13 protein-coding genes and 1 pseudogene are annotated in these 16,815 nt (G+C 76.5%); 4 read left to right on the forward strand and 10 right to left on the reverse strand.

Annotated features, from left to right (window positions below):
- Window positions 1-2: 2 nt before the first annotated feature.
- The 4 genes from ACZ3J7_RS17740 to ACZ3J7_RS17755 form a co-directional block, all read right to left on the reverse strand.
- The gene (locus ACZ3J7_RS17740; RefSeq protein ID WP_465621732.1) at window positions 3-1,220 is read right to left on the reverse strand and encodes a thiolase family protein; all 1,218 of its coding nucleotides are present in this window, start codon (window positions 1,218-1,220) and stop codon (window positions 3-5) included.
- Between the two features lie 241 nt (window positions 1,221-1,461).
- Entirely contained in the window at window positions 1,462-2,697 is a 1,236-nt protein-coding gene (locus ACZ3J7_RS17745) for an HRDC domain-containing protein (RefSeq protein ID WP_465621734.1), read from the reverse strand.
- Between the two features lie 214 nt (window positions 2,698-2,911).
- On the reverse strand, window positions 2,912-3,652 hold the full coding sequence (locus tag ACZ3J7_RS17750) for a LuxR C-terminal-related transcriptional regulator (protein ID WP_014138581.1): 741 nt from the start codon (window positions 3,650-3,652) through the stop codon (window positions 2,912-2,914).
- A 373-nt stretch (window positions 3,653-4,025) separates the two neighbouring features.
- Window positions 4,026-4,679: a DUF3000 domain-containing protein gene (locus ACZ3J7_RS17755; protein WP_465621737.1), complete on the reverse strand. Its 654-nt coding sequence runs from the start codon at window positions 4,677-4,679 to the stop codon at window positions 4,026-4,028.
- Window positions 4,680-4,864: 185 nt separating this feature from the next.
- Between ACZ3J7_RS17755 and hemE the strand changes: the two genes are divergently transcribed.
- A complete protein-coding gene (hemE, locus tag ACZ3J7_RS17760) occupies window positions 4,865-5,944 on the forward strand; it encodes a uroporphyrinogen decarboxylase (protein WP_465621739.1) in 1,080 nt (359 codons plus the stop codon).
- Between the two features lie 17 nt (window positions 5,945-5,961).
- Here hemE and ACZ3J7_RS17765 read toward each other — a convergent pair whose 3' ends face one another.
- Both ACZ3J7_RS17765 and ACZ3J7_RS17770 read right to left on the reverse strand, forming a co-directional pair.
- Window positions 5,962-6,633 carry a response regulator gene (locus ACZ3J7_RS17765; RefSeq protein ID WP_465621741.1) on the reverse strand — a complete coding sequence of 224 codons (672 nt, stop codon included), beginning with the start codon at window positions 6,631-6,633 and terminating at the stop codon, window positions 5,962-5,964.
- Window positions 6,561-7,871: a sensor histidine kinase gene (locus tag ACZ3J7_RS17770; protein WP_465621743.1), complete on the reverse strand. Its 1,311-nt coding sequence runs from the start codon at window positions 7,869-7,871 to the stop codon at window positions 6,561-6,563. Before ACZ3J7_RS17770 ends, ACZ3J7_RS17765 begins: the two co-directional genes overlap by 73 nt.
- A gap of 129 nt (window positions 7,872-8,000) precedes the next feature.
- On the opposite strand from ACZ3J7_RS17770, the gene ACZ3J7_RS17775 reads away from it, so the two are divergent.
- Complete coding sequence (locus ACZ3J7_RS17775) at window positions 8,001-9,863, forward strand: FtsX-like permease family protein (RefSeq protein WP_465621745.1); 1,863 nt, start codon at window positions 8,001-8,003, stop codon at window positions 9,861-9,863.
- 160 nt (window positions 9,864-10,023) lie between these two features.
- Here ACZ3J7_RS17775 and ACZ3J7_RS17780 read toward each other — a convergent pair whose 3' ends face one another.
- Window positions 10,024-11,019, reverse strand: a complete 996-nt coding sequence (locus ACZ3J7_RS17780; RefSeq protein WP_465621747.1) for a DUF4349 domain-containing protein — start codon at window positions 11,017-11,019, stop codon at window positions 10,024-10,026.
- Window positions 11,020-11,203: 184 nt separating this feature from the next.
- Between ACZ3J7_RS17780 and hemG the strand changes: the two genes are divergently transcribed.
- On the forward strand, window positions 11,204-12,607 hold the full coding sequence (gene hemG / locus ACZ3J7_RS17785; RefSeq protein WP_465621749.1) for a protoporphyrinogen oxidase: 1,404 nt from the start codon (window positions 11,204-11,206) through the stop codon (window positions 12,605-12,607).
- Window positions 12,604-13,314, forward strand: coding sequence for a hydrogen peroxide-dependent heme synthase (hemQ, locus tag ACZ3J7_RS17790; protein WP_465621751.1), 711 nt, complete (start codon window positions 12,604-12,606; stop codon window positions 13,312-13,314). The genes hemG and hemQ overlap by 4 nt, the downstream gene beginning before the upstream one ends.
- An 80-nt stretch (window positions 13,315-13,394) precedes the next feature.
- On the opposite strand, the gene ACZ3J7_RS17795 is transcribed toward hemQ, so the two are convergent.
- From ACZ3J7_RS17795 to ACZ3J7_RS17805, 3 genes and pseudogenes are all read right to left on the reverse strand, one after another.
- Entirely contained in the window at window positions 13,395-14,165 is a 771-nt protein-coding gene (locus ACZ3J7_RS17795; RefSeq protein ID WP_465621753.1) for a TIGR04222 domain-containing membrane protein, read from the reverse strand.
- A gap of 102 nt (window positions 14,166-14,267) precedes the next feature.
- Window positions 14,268-15,335 (reverse strand): TIGR04222 domain-containing membrane protein, encoded by a 1,068-nt coding sequence (locus ACZ3J7_RS17800; RefSeq protein ID WP_465621755.1) that lies wholly within the window; start codon window positions 15,333-15,335, stop codon window positions 14,268-14,270.
- Between the two features lie 42 nt (window positions 15,336-15,377).
- Window positions 15,378-16,659: pseudogene (locus tag ACZ3J7_RS17805) on the reverse strand (MbnB/TglH/ChrH family RiPP precursor modification enzyme).
- Window positions 16,660-16,815 lie beyond the last annotated feature (156 nt).

Genomic DNA, 16,815 nt, shown 5'->3' on the forward strand with positions numbered 1-16,815 from the left:
GGTCACTTACCACCCTCGAAGTGGGGGTTCTCCCAGATGACGGTGCCGCCCATGCCGAAGCCGATGCACATGGTGGTGATGCCGTAGCGGACGTCCGGCCGCTGCTCGAAGCGCCGGGCCAGCTGGGTCATCAGGCGCACGCCCGAGGAGGCCAGCGGGTGGCCGAACGCGATCGCGCCGCCGTACGGGTTGACCCGCTCGTCGTCGTCCGCGATGCCGTAGTGGTCCAGGAACGCCAGCACCTGCACGGCGAAGGCCTCGTTGACCTCGAACGCGCCGATGTCCTCGATGGTCAGGCCGGCCTTGGCCAGCGCCTTCTCGGTCGCCGGGACGGGGCCGATGCCCATCACCTCGGGCTCGACGCCCGCGAACGCGTAGCTGACCAGGCGCATCTTGACCGGCAGGCCCAGCTCGCGGGCCACGTCCTCGGCGGCCAGCAGCGAGGCGGTGGCGCCGTCGTTGAGGCCGGCCGCGTTGCCCGCGGTCACGTTGCCGTGCGGGCGGAACGGGGTCTTCAGGCCCGCCAGCGACTCCATCGTGGTGCCCGGGCGCAGCGGCTCGTCCACCGTGGCCAGGCCCCAGCCGGTCTCGCCGACCTCGGGGTTGGTGTTGCGGATCGCGATCGGCACCAGGTCCGGCTGGATGTCGCCGTTGGCGTAGGCCTTCGCGGCCTTCTCCTGCGAGCGCACCGCGAACGCGTCGCAGCGCTCCTTGGTGATATGGGGGAAGCGGTCGTGCAGGTTCTCCGCCGTCATGCCCATGAACAGGGCGGACTCGTCGACCAGCTTCTCCGAGACGAACCGCGGGTTCGGGTCCACGCCCTCGCCCATCGGGTGCCGCCCCATGTGCTCGACGCCACCGGCCACCACGACGTCGTACGCGCCGAAGGCGATGCCGCCCGCGGTGGTGGTGACCGCCGTCATCGCGCCCGCGCACATCCGGTCGATCGCGTAGCCCGGCACCGACTTCGGCAGCCCGGAGAGCAGCGCGGCGGTGCGGCCGATGGTCAGGCCCTGGTCGCCGATCTGGGTGGTCGCCGCGACGGCGACCTCGTCGATCCGCTCGACGGGCAGGTTCGGGTTGCGGCGCACGAGCTCACGGATGCACTTGACGACCAAGTCGTCCGCGCGCGTCTCGTGGTAGATGCCCTTCGGGCCGGCCTTGCCGAACGGGGTGCGGACGCCGTCGACGAAGACGACGTCCCTCGCGGTACGAGGCACGGGGGCTCTCCTCCCAGGGGGATGACGATGAGCGCGCACACGAGCGGCGCCGCTACGCCCACCAATCTACCCATGAGTAACAACGCCCGGCAAGGACCGTGAGGGCGGTCACTCGAAACCGGCGGGCGCACCTCACGGGCCGGACGCGGACGCCCCCGGACCGCCCGGCGGCCCCCGGACGACGAGCTCGCGGGCGGCCCTGGCCCAGGCCCCGCGGACGGGCCCGGGCCCCGCGGGCGGCTCAGGCGGAGGCCTCCCGGAACGCCTCCGCCAGCGCCGGTCCGACCAGCTCGGTCTGCCAGGCCCGGGCGCCCAGCGCGCGCAGCGCGGCGGCGATCGCCCCGGCGTCCTGCTCGGCCGGGGGCTCCCAGGAGACCCGGCGGACCAGGTCGGGCGTGATCAGGTTCTCCGCGGGCAGGTGGTGCCGCTCGGCGAGCGCGGCGACGGCGGCGCGGGCCCCGCTGAGCCGGGCCGCGGCGACCGGGTCCTTCTCGGCCCAGGCCCGGGGCGGCGGCGGCCCGTCGTGCGGGGCGGTCGCGGGCGGCAGCGCGGACTCCGGGATCTCCCGGGCGCGCTCGATCGCGGCCAGCCACTGGTCGAGCTGCCGGCGGTTCACCCGGGGCCCGAAGCCCTGGACGGCGACCAGCGCGGGCGCGTTGAGCGGCATGGCGAGCGCGGCGTTCACGATCGCGGTGTCGGCCAGCACCCGGCCGGGCGAGACGTCCCGCTCGCGGGCGATCCGGTCGCGGGTCAGCCACAGCTCGCGGACCACGGCCAGCTGCCGGCGGCGGCGGACCTTGTGCAGCTGGGAGGTGCGCCGCCAGGGGTCGACCCGGGGGGCGGGCCGGGGCGCGGCGGCGAGCGCCGCGAACTCCTGGTGCGCCCAGTCGAGTTTGCCCTGCCGGTCGAGCTCGGCCTCCAGTGCGTCGCGCAGGTCGACCAGCACCTCGACGTCCAGCGCGGCGTACCGCAGCCAGGGTTCGGGCAGCGGGCGGGTGGACCAGTCGACCGCGGAGTGCTCCTTGGCCAGCGACAGGCCCAGCACGTTCTCGGTCATCGGGCCGAGGCCGACCCGGGGGAACCCGGCGAGCCGGCCGGCCAGCTCGGTGTCGAACAGCACGCCGGGGTGCATGCCGACCTCGAACAGGCAGGGCAGGTCCTGGGTGGCGGCGTGCACGACCCACTCGGTGTCGGCGAGCGCCGCGTTCAGACCGGTCAGGTCCGGGCAGGCGATCGGGTCGATCAGCGCGGTGCCCGCGCCCTGGCGGCGCAGCTGGATCAGGTAGGCGCGCTGGCCGTAGCGGTAGCCGGAGGCCCGCTCGGCGTCGACGGCCACCGGTCCGGTGCCGCCGCGGAAGGCCTCGACGACGGCGGCGAGGGCCGCGTCGTCCGACACCACCGGTGGGAGTCCGTCCCTGGGTTCGAGGAGCGGAACCGGGGCGGTCTCTTCGGGGATGGAGGCTACGGCGTCGGTCACCCCCCAAGGGTACGTCGTGCGTCGCCGCCGGGAGTGTTGTCTGACTGGTCGGACCACGTTCGGACATATGCCAGCCCGGGTTGGCGGCCCGTTCGGCTCCCGGCCCGGTGCGGCGGCCGGCCCGGCTGACGGGACGTCACGCGGGGGAGGCCGGCGGGAACGGCGAAGGCCCGGAGGAAACGTTCCTCCGGGCCGCCACCAGCGACGATGCGGGTCAGTGGATGATGCCGGTGCGCAGCGCCACGGCCACCATGCCTGCCCGGTCGCCGGTGCCCAGCTTGCGGGCGATCCGGGCCAGGTGGCTCTTCACCGTCAGCGCCGACAGGCCCATCGCCACGCCGATCGCCTTGTTCGACTGGCCCTCGGCGACCAGCCGCAGCACCTCCACCTCGCGGCCGGACAGCTCGCGGTAGGCGGACGGCTGCGCGCCGGGCGCGCCCGGGGCGCCGGGAGCGGCGCCGGGCTGGCCGGGGGCGCCGTGGTGGCCGGGCGCGCCCGGGTGGTGGTGGCCGGGGAGGCCGGGGCGGCGCATCCGGCCCGCCAGGCCGGCGCCGATCGGCAGGCCGGGACGGCCGGGCATCGGCATGTTGGTGCGGGTGCCGGTCACCACGTAGCCCTTGACGCCGCCGGCCAGCGCCGAGCGGACCGCGCCGATGTCGTCGGCGGCGGACAGCGCCAGGCCGTTGGGCCAGCCCGCGGCGCGGGTCTCGGCCAGGATGGTCAGGCCGGAGCCGTCCGGGAGGTGGACGTCGGCGATGCAGATGTCGCGCGGGGTGGAGACCCGGGGACGGGCCTCGGCGATCGAGGAGACCTCGATGACGTCGCGGACGCCGAGCGCCCATAGATGCCGGGTCACCGTGTTCCGGACTCGGGGATCTGCGATGACCACCATGGCGGTGGGCTTCGTCGGACGGTAGGCGACCACGCTTGCGGGGTGCTCGAGAAGGACCGACACCTGGGGCCTCCGGAGGGAGTGGCGGACGAACCCCGAGGGGGCGGTCGGAGCGTTCCGCGTCTGGAAAGGGTCACTGACACCTTCGGCATCAACCGTGCCCGGCTTTAGCGGGTGATCACGATCTGGTGAGTAACAATACGGACAAATCGCGCAGGTGACCGGTACGACATGCTTGGAAATCGCACGGATTCGATCACGAACAGCCCTTCGGCGGTCGCGAACGTGCGGGTAATTGACCCGGAGTGGCCGTGAAGTCACACTCCGTCAGTCCTGCGGGTGGCACCGGTCCCAAAGCGCGGGGTTGTCCCCCTGGGGTGTCCGGAAGGCCCGGCGCCCGACCCCGGGGCGCGCCGGAGGAGCGGGAGGGAAGGGGTCAGTGCGAGTTGCGCGGCCGGCGGCGGGCCGGCATCGGCACCACCCCGCCCAGCACGCCCGGACCGTCGGCCGGCAGCGGCGCGGGCGCGGACGGCGGCAGCCCCGCGCACACGCACAGCAGGTCCGCCCAGGCGGCCAGGTGCCGCTCGAAGCGGCGGTCGCCCGGCGTCCAGGACGCCCGCAGCTCGATCTCGGTGGACGCACCGCGCTCGGCCAGCGCGCCGAAGTACTGCGAGTGGCACCTGGTCACCGTGCCGGACGGCTCGGCGTACCCGGCGACGTGCGCCTGCAGCGCGTCCAGCAGCCAGCTCCAGCCGACCTCGGAGAGCAGCGGGTCGCCCGCCATCTCCGGCTCCAGATCGGCCCGGGTCATGGTGACCACCCGGAAGTCCCCGCTCCACGCCTCCGGCGCCGACGGGTCGTGCAGCAGCACCAGGGTGCCGTCCGCCAGCTCCTCGCCGTCCACCTCGACCGAGGCGGACAGCGCGAAGGCGTACGGGGCCAACCGGCGGGGGGCGGGCTGCGGGGACAGCCGCACCTCGGGGCGCAACCGCGCCCCGGTCAGCGCCTCGACCGCGTCGCGGAACTCGATCGGCGCCGACTCCCTGCCCGTTCCCCCACCCTGCGCGGATTGCCCGCCGACCGCTGCCATGACCGGAAGCCTAGGCGGCGCGGACCCGTAAGCCGAGCACTTTCGTGCCCCCGGCGTGCCGAAAACCCGGAAATCGGCCGGGCCGTGGACACCGGCCGGAGGGCCGCCGCCCGAGGTGTCCGTTTTGCCTGCGCACGACACCCGTCCGGGCGGGGGAGCACCGGCCGCGTGCGAGGATGTGACCCGTGAGTGAGACCCCCGCAGCCCAGTCCGGTCAGCGGCCCCGCGGCGCCGCGTACGACTCCGTCTTCCTGCGCGCCGCCCGCAACGAACCGGTGCCGCACACCCCCGTGTGGTTCATGCGGCAGGCCGGCCGCTCGCTGCCCGAGTACCTGAAGGTGCGCGAGGGCATCCCGATGCTCGACGCCTGCATGCGGCCCGAACTGGTCAAGGAGATCACCCTGCAGCCGGTGCGCCGGCACAAGGTGGACGCCGCCATCTTCTTCTCCGACATCGTCGTCCCGCTCAAGGCCGTCGGCATCGACGTCGAGATCAAGGGCGGCGTCGGCCCGGTCATCGCCGACCCGATCCGCACCGCCGCCGACCTCCAGCGGCTGCGCCCGCTCGACCCCGACGACATGCCCTACATCACCGAGGCGGTCGGCCTGCTGGTCGCCGAACTCGGCGCCACCCCCCTGATCGGCTTCGCCGGCGCCCCCTTCACGCTGGCCAGCTACCTGGTCGAGGGCGGGCCGTCGAAGTCGTACGAGAACACCAAGGCGATGATGTACGGCGCGCCCGAGCTGTGGGCCGAACTCGTCGACCGGCTCGCGCAGATCACCTCGACCTTCCTGAAGATCCAGATCGAGGCCGGCGCCTCGGCGGTCCAGCTCTTCGACTCCTGGGCCGGCGCGCTCGCCCCCGACGAGTACCGCCGCTCGGTGCTGCCCGCCAGCACGAAGGTCTTCGACGCGGTCGAGCCCTACGGCGTGCCGCGGATCCACTTCGGCGTCAACACCGGCGAACTCCTCGGCCTGATGGGCCAGGCCGGCGCGGACATCGTCGGCGTCGACTGGCGCGTCCCGCTCGACGAGGCCGCGAACCGGGTCGGCCCCGGCAAGGGCCTCCAGGGCAACCTCGACCCCGCCGTCCTGTACGCCCCCACCCACGTGGTGGAGACCAAGGCCCGCGAGGTCCTGCACGCCGCCCAGGCCCTCGGCGGCAGCCACCACATCTTCAACCTCGGCCACGGCGTCATGCCCAGCATGGACCCGGACGCGCTGACCCGGCTGGTCGCCTTCGTCCACGAGGCCAGCGCCCGCTGAAGGGCCGGCCGCTCGGCTCAGTCCTCCGCGCCGAGGTAGGCGAGGACCGCCAGGACGCGGCGGTGGGTGTCCTCGGCCGGGGGCAGGTCGAGCTTGAGCAGGATGTTGCCGATGTGCTTGGCGGTCGCCGCTTCGGAGACCGCCAGGCGGCGGCAGATCTCCGCGTTCGAGCAGCCGCGGGCCATCAGTTCGAGGACCTCGCGCTCGCGGGGGGTGAGCCGCTCCAGCGGGTCGCGGCGGCGGGCCAGCAGCCGGCGGACCACCTCCGGGTCGACCACGGTGCCGCCCGCAGCGACCGAGGCCACCGCGGTGAGGAACTCCTCGACGTGGCCGATCCGGTCCTTGAGCAGGTAGCCGACGCCCGAGCCGTCGCCGCTGGCCAGCAGGTCGGCGGCGTACGAGCGCTGCACGTACTGGCTGAGCACCAGCACCGGCAGGCCCGGCCGCTCGGCGCGCAGCCGCAGGGCCGCGCGCAGGCCCTCGTCGCTGAGGCCGGGCGGCATCCGGACGTCGGTCAGGACCAGGTCCGGGCGGTGCTCGGCGACGGCGGCGAGCAGGGCCCCGGCGGTGTCGACGGCGGCCGCGACGGTGTGGCCGAAGCGCTCCAGCAGGCCGGTCAGGCCCTCGCGGAGGAGGACGGAGTCCTCGGCGAGGACGAGGCGGAGCGGGGGGCTGGCGTCGGGGTGCACGGGATCTCCACTCGCAGCAGGGTCGGGCCGCCCGGCGGGCTGCTGACGGACAGTCTGCCGTCCACCACCGCGACCCGGTCGGCCAGCCCGGTCAGGCCTGAGCCGCCGGACGGGTCCGCGCCGCCCGCGCCGTCGTCCGAGACCTCCAGCAGCAGCCGGCCCTCCGACCAGCGGCCCGCCACCCGGGCCGCCGTCGCGCCGCCGTGCTTGGCCGCGTTCGCCAGCGCCTCGGCGACCGCGAAGTAGCCCGCCGACTCGACCGGGGCGGGCAGCCGGCCCGGCAGGGCGACGTCCACCGCGACGGGCAGGACGGAGCGGTCGGCCAGGTCGGCGCAGGCGTCGGGCAGGCCGCGGTCGGCCAGCACCCGGGGGTGGATGCCGTGCACCAGCTCGCGCAGCTCGGCCAGCGCCGCGTCCGCCTCGGCGTGGGCCGCGGCCAGGCGGCCGGCCAGCGGACCCTCCGCCGGCGCGTCCAGCCGGGCCAGGCCCAGGGACATCGACAGGGCCACCAGCCGCTGCTGGGCGCCGTCGTGCAGGTCGCGCTCGATCCGGCGGCGCTCGGCCTCGAACGCGTCCACCAGCCGGGCCCGGGAGCGGACCAGCTCGCCGACCCGCTCCCGGCCGCCCACCAGCACCCGGGCCAGCGCCGCCCGGGCACCCGCCGCCGCCGTCAGCGCGTGGCCCGCGACCGCCAGCAGCGCCGCGCCCGCCGCCGCCACCGCCCAGGCCTGCCACGGCTCGTGCAGCTGCCACACCTTCAGCACGTTCACCTGCTCGCCGTCCCGCGCCAGCAGGAGCGGCGTGCCGAGCAGCCAGAGCGGCAGCAGCAGCGCGCCCGCCACCACCAGCAGCTCCAACGGCCAGAGCAGGAAGGCCGACAGCACCGCCCCGCCGGCCTCCCGCCAGGTCGCCGCCTCGCCGTACCGCACCCGCAGCCAGGCCCGCGGGCCCGGCTCGGCCGGCACCCGGTGCGGGTCGGCCGGCACCGCGCCGCCCGCCAACCGCAGCAGCCGCCGCTCCCACGCCCCGAACGGCAGCCCCGCCAACGGCAGCGCCGCCAGCACCGGCACCCCCACCACCAGCAGCGCCAGCACCCCGCCGACCACCGCCCACAGCAGCAGCACCACGCACAGCACCGCCCCCGCCAGCGCGCACGCCAGCAGGTACGCCGCCGAACGCCACGGCCGGGCCGACCACAGGAACCCCGGCCGGCGCAGCGCCCGCCACCAGTCGGTCACGGTGCCCCCCTTCCACTCGGACCGACCCTAGACCGGCGCCCCGCCCCGCGTCGGTAGAGCTGCCTCCACTCTTTCCGGTGCAGCCGGCCCCACTGCGCGAACGCCCCCGCGACGGTTGGCTGACGTCCCATGACCTCCGCACTGACCAGGATCGCCGTCCGCTCCCTGCACGCCGGACGGACCGCCCTGCTCGGGGCGTTCACCGCGCTCGCCCTCGGCACCGCGCTGATCGCCGTGAGCCTGCTCGGCCTCGCCGCCGCCGTCGGACTGCCGCCCGGCGAGGACCGGACCGCGCTGATCGCCCAACTCGGCACCACCGGCGGGGTCAGCCTGTTCACCGCCGGGTTCGTGGTCGCCTCCACCTCCTCCTACGCCGTCGCCCGGCGCCGCCGCGAGTTCGGACTGCTCCGGCTGGCCGGCGCCACCCGCGGCCAACTCGCCCGCACCGTCCTGCTGGAGGCGCTGCTGCTCGGCCTGCTCGCCGCCGCGACCGGCAGCGCGCTCGGCCGGGCCGCCGCCCCCGCGCTGGCCCGCGCGCTGACCGCCGCCGGCCTCGCCCCCGCCGGCTTCCACCCCGGCGCCCCCGGCTGGCCACTGCTCACCGCGTTCTGCGCCGGACCGCTGGTCGCCCTCGCCGGCACCGCCGTCGGGGCCTGGCGGGCCGGACGGGTCCGCCCGCTCGAAGCGCTCCGCGTGGTCGACGTCGACCTGAAGGTGATGACCGCCGGCCGCTGGCTGGGCGGCCTCGCCCTGCTCGGCTGCCACGCCGCCGTGGTGGCCGCCGCGCTGGCCGGTGACCCGGCCGAGCTGCTGCACCGCAAGACCTACACCCTCCAGCCGATGCTGCTGATCTCCGCCGCCGCGCTGCTCGCCCCCGCCCTGACCCGCCCGCTGCTGCGGCTGCTCACCGCCCCCGCCGTCCGCCCGCCCCGGCTGGTGCGGGCCGCCGCGCTCGGCGGCGCCCGCCGCACCGGCGCCACCGCCGCTCCCGTCCTGCTCGCCGTCGCCCTCACCGGCACCCTGGTCGGCGCCCCCGCCACCGTCGCCGCCGCGCAGGCCGCCGAAGCCCGTGCCACCGTCACCGCCGACCAGCTCCTCACCCCCGACCCCGACCACCCGGAGCGTGCGGACGCCCTGGTGGCCGCGGTGCGGGCGCTGCCCGGGGCGGTCGTCTCACCGAGCGCCACCACCCGGCTCGCGGTCGTCGAACGCGACGGGACGGCCGTCCGCACCGAGGGCCGGGCCGTCGCCGACCCCGCCGCGCTGACCGCCACCACCCGGCTGCCCGTCGCCGCCGGCGACCCGGCCGCGCTCGACGACGACAGCGTGGTGCTCGCCGAGGAGTGGGCGCGGCCGCGGGTCGGCGACCGCGTCCCGGTCGTGCTCGCCGACGGCACCCGGCGCGAGCTGCGGGTCGCCGCCGTGCTGCGCGACGGCACCGGCGCCCACCCCGTGTACGTCACCCCGCGCAACGCCCCCGCCGCGCGGACCGACCGGATCGACGTCCGCGGCGCCGACCCGGACGCGGTCGCGGCCGCCGCCCGCGCGCACGGCGCCACCGCCGAGACCCGGCGGGCCTGGCTCGACACCCGCGACCCCGAGGCCGACCCCCGGCGGACCAGGCGGATCGTCGCCGTCCTCGGGCTCGCCCTGCTCTACACCGCGATCGCCCTCGTCCACACCGCCCTCACCACCACCACCGACCGCCGCCGCGAACTCGCCCTGCTCAGGCTGGTCGGCACCACCCGCGGCCGGGTCCTGCGGCTGGTCACCGCCGAGGCGCTGCTGGTGACCGGCGTCGGCGCGCTGCTCGGCACCGCCGCCACCCTCACCACCCTCGCCACCATGAACGCGGCCCTCCACCGGGAGGGCGCCCCCGCGCCGCTCACCCTCCCGTGGCTCCCGCTCACCGCGACGGCGCTGCTCTGCGCGCTGCTCACCGCGGGCTGCGCGGGGCTGGCGGCGCTCCGCGCCACCAGGAAGGAGGGGTGACCGGGGGACGGGAGCGCTGCCTCGTTCCGGGGGCCGGTCCTCCGACGGCACGCGGCAGCACGGACGCTCCGAAGGGCTCCGGCGTCCAGCCCCCGCCCGGGCCCCCGCCCGGGCCCCCGCCCGGGCCCCCGGGCCCCCGAAGGGCCCGGAGAGGGGGCTGCTACTCCTCGGTGCGCGGTGCGTGCGTCGGCTGGGGCGGCAGGACCGGGGCCTTCGGGGCGCGCCGCAGGCGCCTGCGGAGGAGCCAGCCGAGCGGGGCGAGCAGCAGCAGGAAGGGGGCGGCGGCGGCCAGCACCGTCAGCACGACCCGGACCAGGGTGACCAGGGCGTGCCAGCCGCCGGCGAGGGCGTGGCCGACGGAGGCCCAGAAGCCGGTGGCCGGCTTCTTCCGTTCGACGTGGGCGGCCTGGTAGGGCGTCACCAGCTCCAGGGTCACGGTCGACAGGGACGTCCGGGCGGTGAGCCCCTGCTGCTGCCGCTGCAGGGCCTCCAGGTCGGACTCGCGGCGGGTCAGCTCGCTCTCCAGCGAGACCACCTCGGCCAGGCTCTTCGCGCCCGCCATCAGCGCCCGCACCCGGTCCACGCTGGCCTGCATCGACTTCAGCCGGCTGTCGACGTCGGCGATCCGGTCGGTGAGGTCGTCGGCCTGGCTGCTCAGGCCCAGCTGGGTGCCGAGCCCGCCGAGCCCGGTCAGGGTGGTCTGGTAGGACGCGGACGGGACCTTCAGGGTCAGCGTGGCCTGCCTGCTGTCGCCCGGCCCGCCGCGCAGGTTCTCCCCGGCGACGTAGCCGCCCGCCTGGGTGACCAGGTCGACGGCCTTCGCGCGGGCGCCGTCGACGGCGTCGACCCGCAGCGTCAGCTTCGCCTGGTACGCGATCTGCCGGTTCGTCACGGCAGGCACCCCCGGCGCGCCGGTCGCACCGGAGGCGCCCGCCGCGCCGGACGCGCCCCCGGGCGTCGCGTCGCCCTTGCCCGGCGCGACCGCCGCCGCGCCCGCGCCCTCCGGCGCGGCGGCGTCCCGGCCGTCGGCCGCCGCGGCCGGGCCGACCGCCGACGTCGTCGCCCCCGAGCCGTCGGAGTCCGCCCCGCACCCGGCCAGCAGCAGCACCGCCGCCAGGGCCCCCGCCGCGCCCGCTCTGCGCACCCGCAGGTCCATTCCGTTTCCTCCCCGTGCACCGGGGCGGGCCGACCGCCCGCCCCCACGGCTCTGTGACGCGGCGGCCCCCGGACCGGACCCGCACCCGGGGTACCGGATCGATCACGCCCCGGACTCGTCCCGGTCTCGACGCGGCCGGGGGCCGATCCGCGGGAACCGGATAAGGACTGGGAGACTGACGGGCATGGCGAAACCTCACGTCGTGGTCATCGGTGGCGGGATCGCGGGCCTGGCCGCGGCCGCGTTCCTCTCGGACGCGGCGGTGCGGGTCACCGTGCTGGAGGCGTCGGCCCGCCTCGGCGGGAAGCTGCGCGGCGGCGAGGTCGGCGGCGTCCGGGTCGACCTCGGCGCCGAGTCGATGCTCGCCCGCCGCCCCGAAGCCGTCGAACTGGCCCGGCTGGTCGGCCTCGGCGAACAGCTCGAACCGCCGACCACCGCCAAGGCCGCGATCTGGACCAGGGAGGGCCTGCGCCCGCTGCCCGGCGGCCAACTCATGGGCGTGCCCGGCGACCTGGACGCGCTCGCGGCCTCCGACGTGCTCACCCCCGCGGGCCTGGAACGGGCCCGCCACGAGCGGCCCGCCGAGATCGGCGAGGACGCCCCGATCGGCCGCTACGTCGCCGAACGGCTCGGTCGCGAGGTGGTCGAGCGGCTGGTCGAACCGCTGCTCGGCGGCGTGTACGCCGGGCACGCCGACGAGATCTCGATCCGCGCCGCCGTCCCGCAGCTGCTGCGACTCGCCCGGCAGGGCGGCTCGTTGACCGCCGCGATCGGCGAACTCACCGCCCGCGCCACCGCCACCGGACCGGTCTTCCAGGGCCTGCGCGGCGGACTCGGCACCCTCCCCGAAGCGGTCGCCGCGCACGGTCGCGCGCACGGCGCCGAGCTGCTCACCGGCCACCCGGTCGACGCGCTGCGCCGCACCCCCGACGGCTGGCGGGTCACCACCGGCGGCCGCGAACTCGCCGCCGACGCCGTCGTGCTGGCCGTCCCCGCCCCGCAGGCCGCCGCGCTGCTCGCCGCCGACGCCCCCGCCGCCGCCGCCGAACTGCGCGCCGTCGAGTACGCGTCGATGGCCCTGGTCACGCTGGCCTTCCGCCGCGCCGACCTCGCGGACAGCCCGCTCACCGGCAGCGGCTTCCTCGTCCCGCCGGTCGACCGGCGCGGCATCAAGGCCTCCACCTTCTCCAGCAACAAGTGGGGCTGGCTGGAGCGTTCCGCCCCCGATGCGTTCCTGCTGCGCACCTCGCTCGGCCGGCACCGGGAGGACGCCGCCCTCGACCTGGACGACGCCGAACTCGTCGCCCGCTCGCTCGCCGACCTGCGCGCCGCCGTCGGCCTGCGGGCCGTTCCGTACGACCACGCCGTCACCCGCTGGCGGGCCGGACTGCCGCAGTACCCGGTCGGCCACCTCGACCGGGTCGCCCGGATCCGCGCCCACCTGGACGCGCTCGGCGCGGTCGCGGTCTGCGGCGCCGCGTACGACGGCGTCGGCATCCCCGCCGTCATCGGCGGCGCCCGGCGCGCCGCCGAGCACCTCACCCCCGGCGCCGGCGGCACCCGTTCAGAAGGGACAATGGGTCCATGACCGAAAGCACTGAGCAGCCCGTGAAGAAGAAGGCCCGCGACCTCAACCAGGTCATCCGCTACACCATGTGGTCGGTGTTCAAGCTCAAGGACGCCCTCCCCGAGGACCGCACCGCCCTCACCGCCGAGGTCGACGCCCTCTTCGAGCAGCTCGCCGCCAAGGACGTCGTCGTCCGCGGCACCTACGACGTCTCCGGCCTGCGCGCCGACGCCGACATCCTGGTCTGGTGGCACGCCGAGGACTCCGACGACCTGCAGGAGGCGTACAACCGCTTCCGCCGCACCGGCCTCGGCCGCCTGCTGGAGCCGGTCTGGTCGAACATGGCGCTGCACCGCCCCGCCGAGTTCAACAAGTCGCACATCCCGGCGTTCCTCGCCGACGAGCGGCCCCGCGAGTACGTCTGCGTCTACCCCTTCGTCCGCTCCTACGAGTGGTACCTGCTGCCGGACGAGGAGCGCCGGGCGATGCTCGCCGAGCACGGCATGATGGCCCGCGGCTACCCCGACGTGCGCGCCAACACCGTCGCCTCCTTCGCGCTCGGCGACTACGAGTGGCTGCTCGCCTTCGAGGCCGACGAACTGCACCGCATCGTCGACCTGATGCGCGACCTGCGCCCCTCCCGGGCCCGCCTGCACGTCCGCGAGGAGGTCCCCTTCTTCACCGGCCGCCGCAAGCCGGTCGCCGACCTGCTGGCCGGCCTCTCCTAGGACGGCGGCAGGGCGGCACGGGCCCCGGGAGCCGGGAGCGTTCCGACGCTCCCGGCTCCCGGCCGTTCCGGGCCCCGCGGTCAGGAGTCGAGCGCGGCGCGCAGGCGCGGGTCGCGGACGGCGGCCGGGCCGGAGATGGCGACGGCGGTGAGCAGGTCGTCGTCGGTGCCGGCGGTGTGCCGGCAGGGGAGGGCGCGCAGCAGGGTCTGGCCGGCGGGGGCGGCCCACGCGGTGTAGGCGTGGACGTCGACCCGGGCCATCAGCAGGGTGCCGCCGGTGAGCACCAGCGGCAGCGCGTACCAGGCGACGGCGGTGCGGGCGGCCTCGGCGTCGGTCCCGCTGAGCAGGACGGTGAGCAGCAGCATCGCGCCCGCCCCGAGCAGCGCGTACCGGACCTGCCGGACCGCCCGCAGCGCGTGGTCGCGGACCACGGCCGGGGTGGCCAGCCCGGCCCGGGCCAGCCGGTCGCCGATGTCCCGGACGGTGGGGTGCGCGGCCAGCGTCGCCTTCAACTGGGCGGTGCGGCACTGGCCCTCGGGGCCGATCGCGCCGATCAGGGCCCGCTCCAGGCGGCCGCGGCCCCGCGGGTCGACGACGGTGGTCCAGCCGGTGTGCGCGAGGTGCAGCCGCCCGACCCCGGCCATCCGGACCAGGGCCAGGTCCACCACCCGGGCGGGGCCGCCGGCCAGGTACGCGGTCTCGTAGAGCCCGAAGCCCGGCGGGCGGCCGGAGCCGGCGGCGGGCTCCGGGACCCGCCCGGCGGCGGCGTCCGCGATCGCGGCGACCCGTACCAGGCGGAGGCAGGAGAGCACCGCGGCGGCACAGGACGGGATCAGCAGCAACACCCACATGGTTTTTGTTCTAGTCCTGTGCGCGGCGGAAACGGAACGAATCCCCGCGCCGCGATACCGAACTGTGACGCGGCGGACGTCCGGCGGACGTCCGCCGGACGCTCAGGAACCGCCGCCGCAGCCGCCCCCGCCGCAGCTCGAACCCCCGCCGCAGCTCGATCCGCCGCCGCAGGAGTGCCCGCCGCCGCCGCACGAGTGCGAGGACCCGCCGCAGGAGTGACCCCCCGAGTGTCCGCCCGAGTGGCCCCCGGAGTGCCCGGACGACCCGCAGGAGGAGGTGGACGACCCGCACCAGACCGCGGCGCCCGCCCCCGCCCCGGCCGCGGAGTCCCACGCGCCGGACGACCCGGAGTCCCGCCCGGAGCGCCCGGAGGGCTTGCCGAGGGTGAAGTGGTACGGCCCGGTGAACGCCTCGCGCAGCGCCTCCAGCCCGGACCCGCGCAGCGCCGCGGAGCCGTCGAGGGCGAACGCGCCCACCAGCTCGGCGTGCTCGGCCGCCACCTCCCGGGGCCGCCAGGCCGTGCTGCCGCGGACCAGCTGCAGCTGGCGCAGGCCCGCCGGGGTGACCCGGCCCCGGCGGGGACGGGTGACGACCAGGCTGACCACCGTGAACAGCACCAGCACCGCGTACGGGAGGAACGGCGGGAAGGTGTTGTACCGGTCGGGGTCGCCCAGCCAGCGGAGGGTGTCGGCCGCGCCGAACGCCACCGTGACGACCAGCGCCAGCACCAGCAGCCGCCGGGCCCGCCAGGCGGCCCGCAGCGCGGTCGGGTTCCGCATCAGGCCGCGGGCGGCCAGCCCGTCGCCGATCTTCTGCACCTCGGGGCTGCCCGGCACGGAGGCGCGCAGCACGGCCAGGTCGCGCCCGGCCCGGCCGCCGACGGCGGTGATCAGGACGCGCTCGACCGGATCGGCCGTCCGGTCGTCGGTGACGGTGACCCGGCGGGCCCGGGAGATCACCAGCCGGCCCTCGCGCTCCATCCGGACCAGCACGGTGTCGACCACCCGCGCGGGCCCGCCGGCCAGGAAGGCCACCTCGGACAGCGACTGGCCGCGCCCGGGCAGCCCCAGCGGGTCGGTGACCCGGCGGCTGCGCGCGTTGAAGACGGTGACGGTGGTGAGGGCGAGCGCGACCAGCGCGACCGCCAGGACGAACAGGTGGTTCCACATCCCCCGTGGTTCCTTTCGGATTCGATGGAGCGGGGCTCGGGGCTACGGGTTCGGCGCCGGGTGCGCGGCGCGGGCGCGGCGCGGCAGCAGCCGGCCCCAGCGGGAGGCGGCGGGGCGCAGCAGGCGGCGCAGCGCGGGCTGCCAGGCGGCGGCGGGCTCGGCGGCCAGCGCCCACTCGGCGAAGGCCCGGGCGTCCGCGCGGTGCCCGCCGGTGAGCGGCCGGCCGGCCGCGTAGCGGGCGAACAGCGGGGCGAAGTCCGGGCCGAGCAGTTCGGGCAGCTCCGGCAGCAGGTGGCCGACGGTCTCCCGGCGCTTGGCGCGCAGGCCCTCGGCCTGGATCCGCAGCTGCTCCGGGTCGAACCCGGGCGGCGGCGGCGCGTCGGCCACCAGGGCGGCCAGCAGCCGCTCCTGGCGGTGCGCCAGGTGGACCCGGGCGAGGGCGAGTTCGGCGTCGGCGCGGTCGCGGATCAGGTACTCGTGCTGTTCAGACACGGGCGGTCTCCCTGCGGTGGAGGTGCTGGACGCGGCGGATGGCGTCGAGTTCGGCGGACAGTTCGGCGGGCGGCGGGTACCCGCCGTCCCGCTCCAGCAGCACCCCGGGCGGGTCGGCCCGCGCGCAGAGCGCGGCCAGCACCTCCAGCACGGGCGCGGTGACGGGGTGGGCGTGGGTGTCGTGCCAGACGCCGTCGCGCTCGACGCCCCCGGCGACGTGCACGTAGGCGAGGGCCTCCAGCGGCAGCCGGTCGAGCTCGGCGGTCGGGTCGACGCCCAGGTTGACGCGGTTGGTGTGCAGGTTGGCGACGTCCACCAGCAGGCGGACGCCGGTGCGCTCGACCAGTTCGGCGAGGAACTGGGCCTCGGTCAACTCGTCGTCGGGCCAGGCCAGGTGGGCGGCGATGTTCTCCAGCGCGAGCGGCACCGGCAGCTCCCGCTGGGCGATCCGGACGTTCGCGGCCACCACCCGCAGCGCCTCCCGGGTGCGCGGCACCGGCAGCAGGTGCCCGGCCTCCAGGCCGCCCGCCCGGACGAACGCCAGGTGCTCGCTGACCAGCGGCGCCCCCACCGCCTCGGCGACGCCCGCCAGCCGGGCCAGGCGGGCCGGGTCGGGCTCGGCGGCGTCCCCCAGGCCGAGCGAGACGCCGTGCGGGACGACCGTGACGCCCCGGGCGCGCAGCTCGGCCAGCGAGGGCGGCAGGTGGTCGGCGCACACGTTCTCGGCGACCACCTCCACCCAGTCGAGCCCGGGCAGGCGCTCCACCGCGGTGTCGATCTCGGGCCGCCAGCCCAGCCCGGTGCCCAAGCGCGGAATAACGGACGAAGACATATTTCCACCCCCTTTCACGGGGTTTTCCGGTCACGCGGGACCCCGTTGTCGAGGGTGTGTCCATCGCGCGCCGATGCCAAGCGGGACAACGGAAACTCAGAGCTGAACTTGAGCTTTCCGCTCCGCTGAACACCGATCGGGGCGGGTGGGGGAAAT

The organism is Kitasatospora sp. NPDC015121, assembly GCF_055562955.1.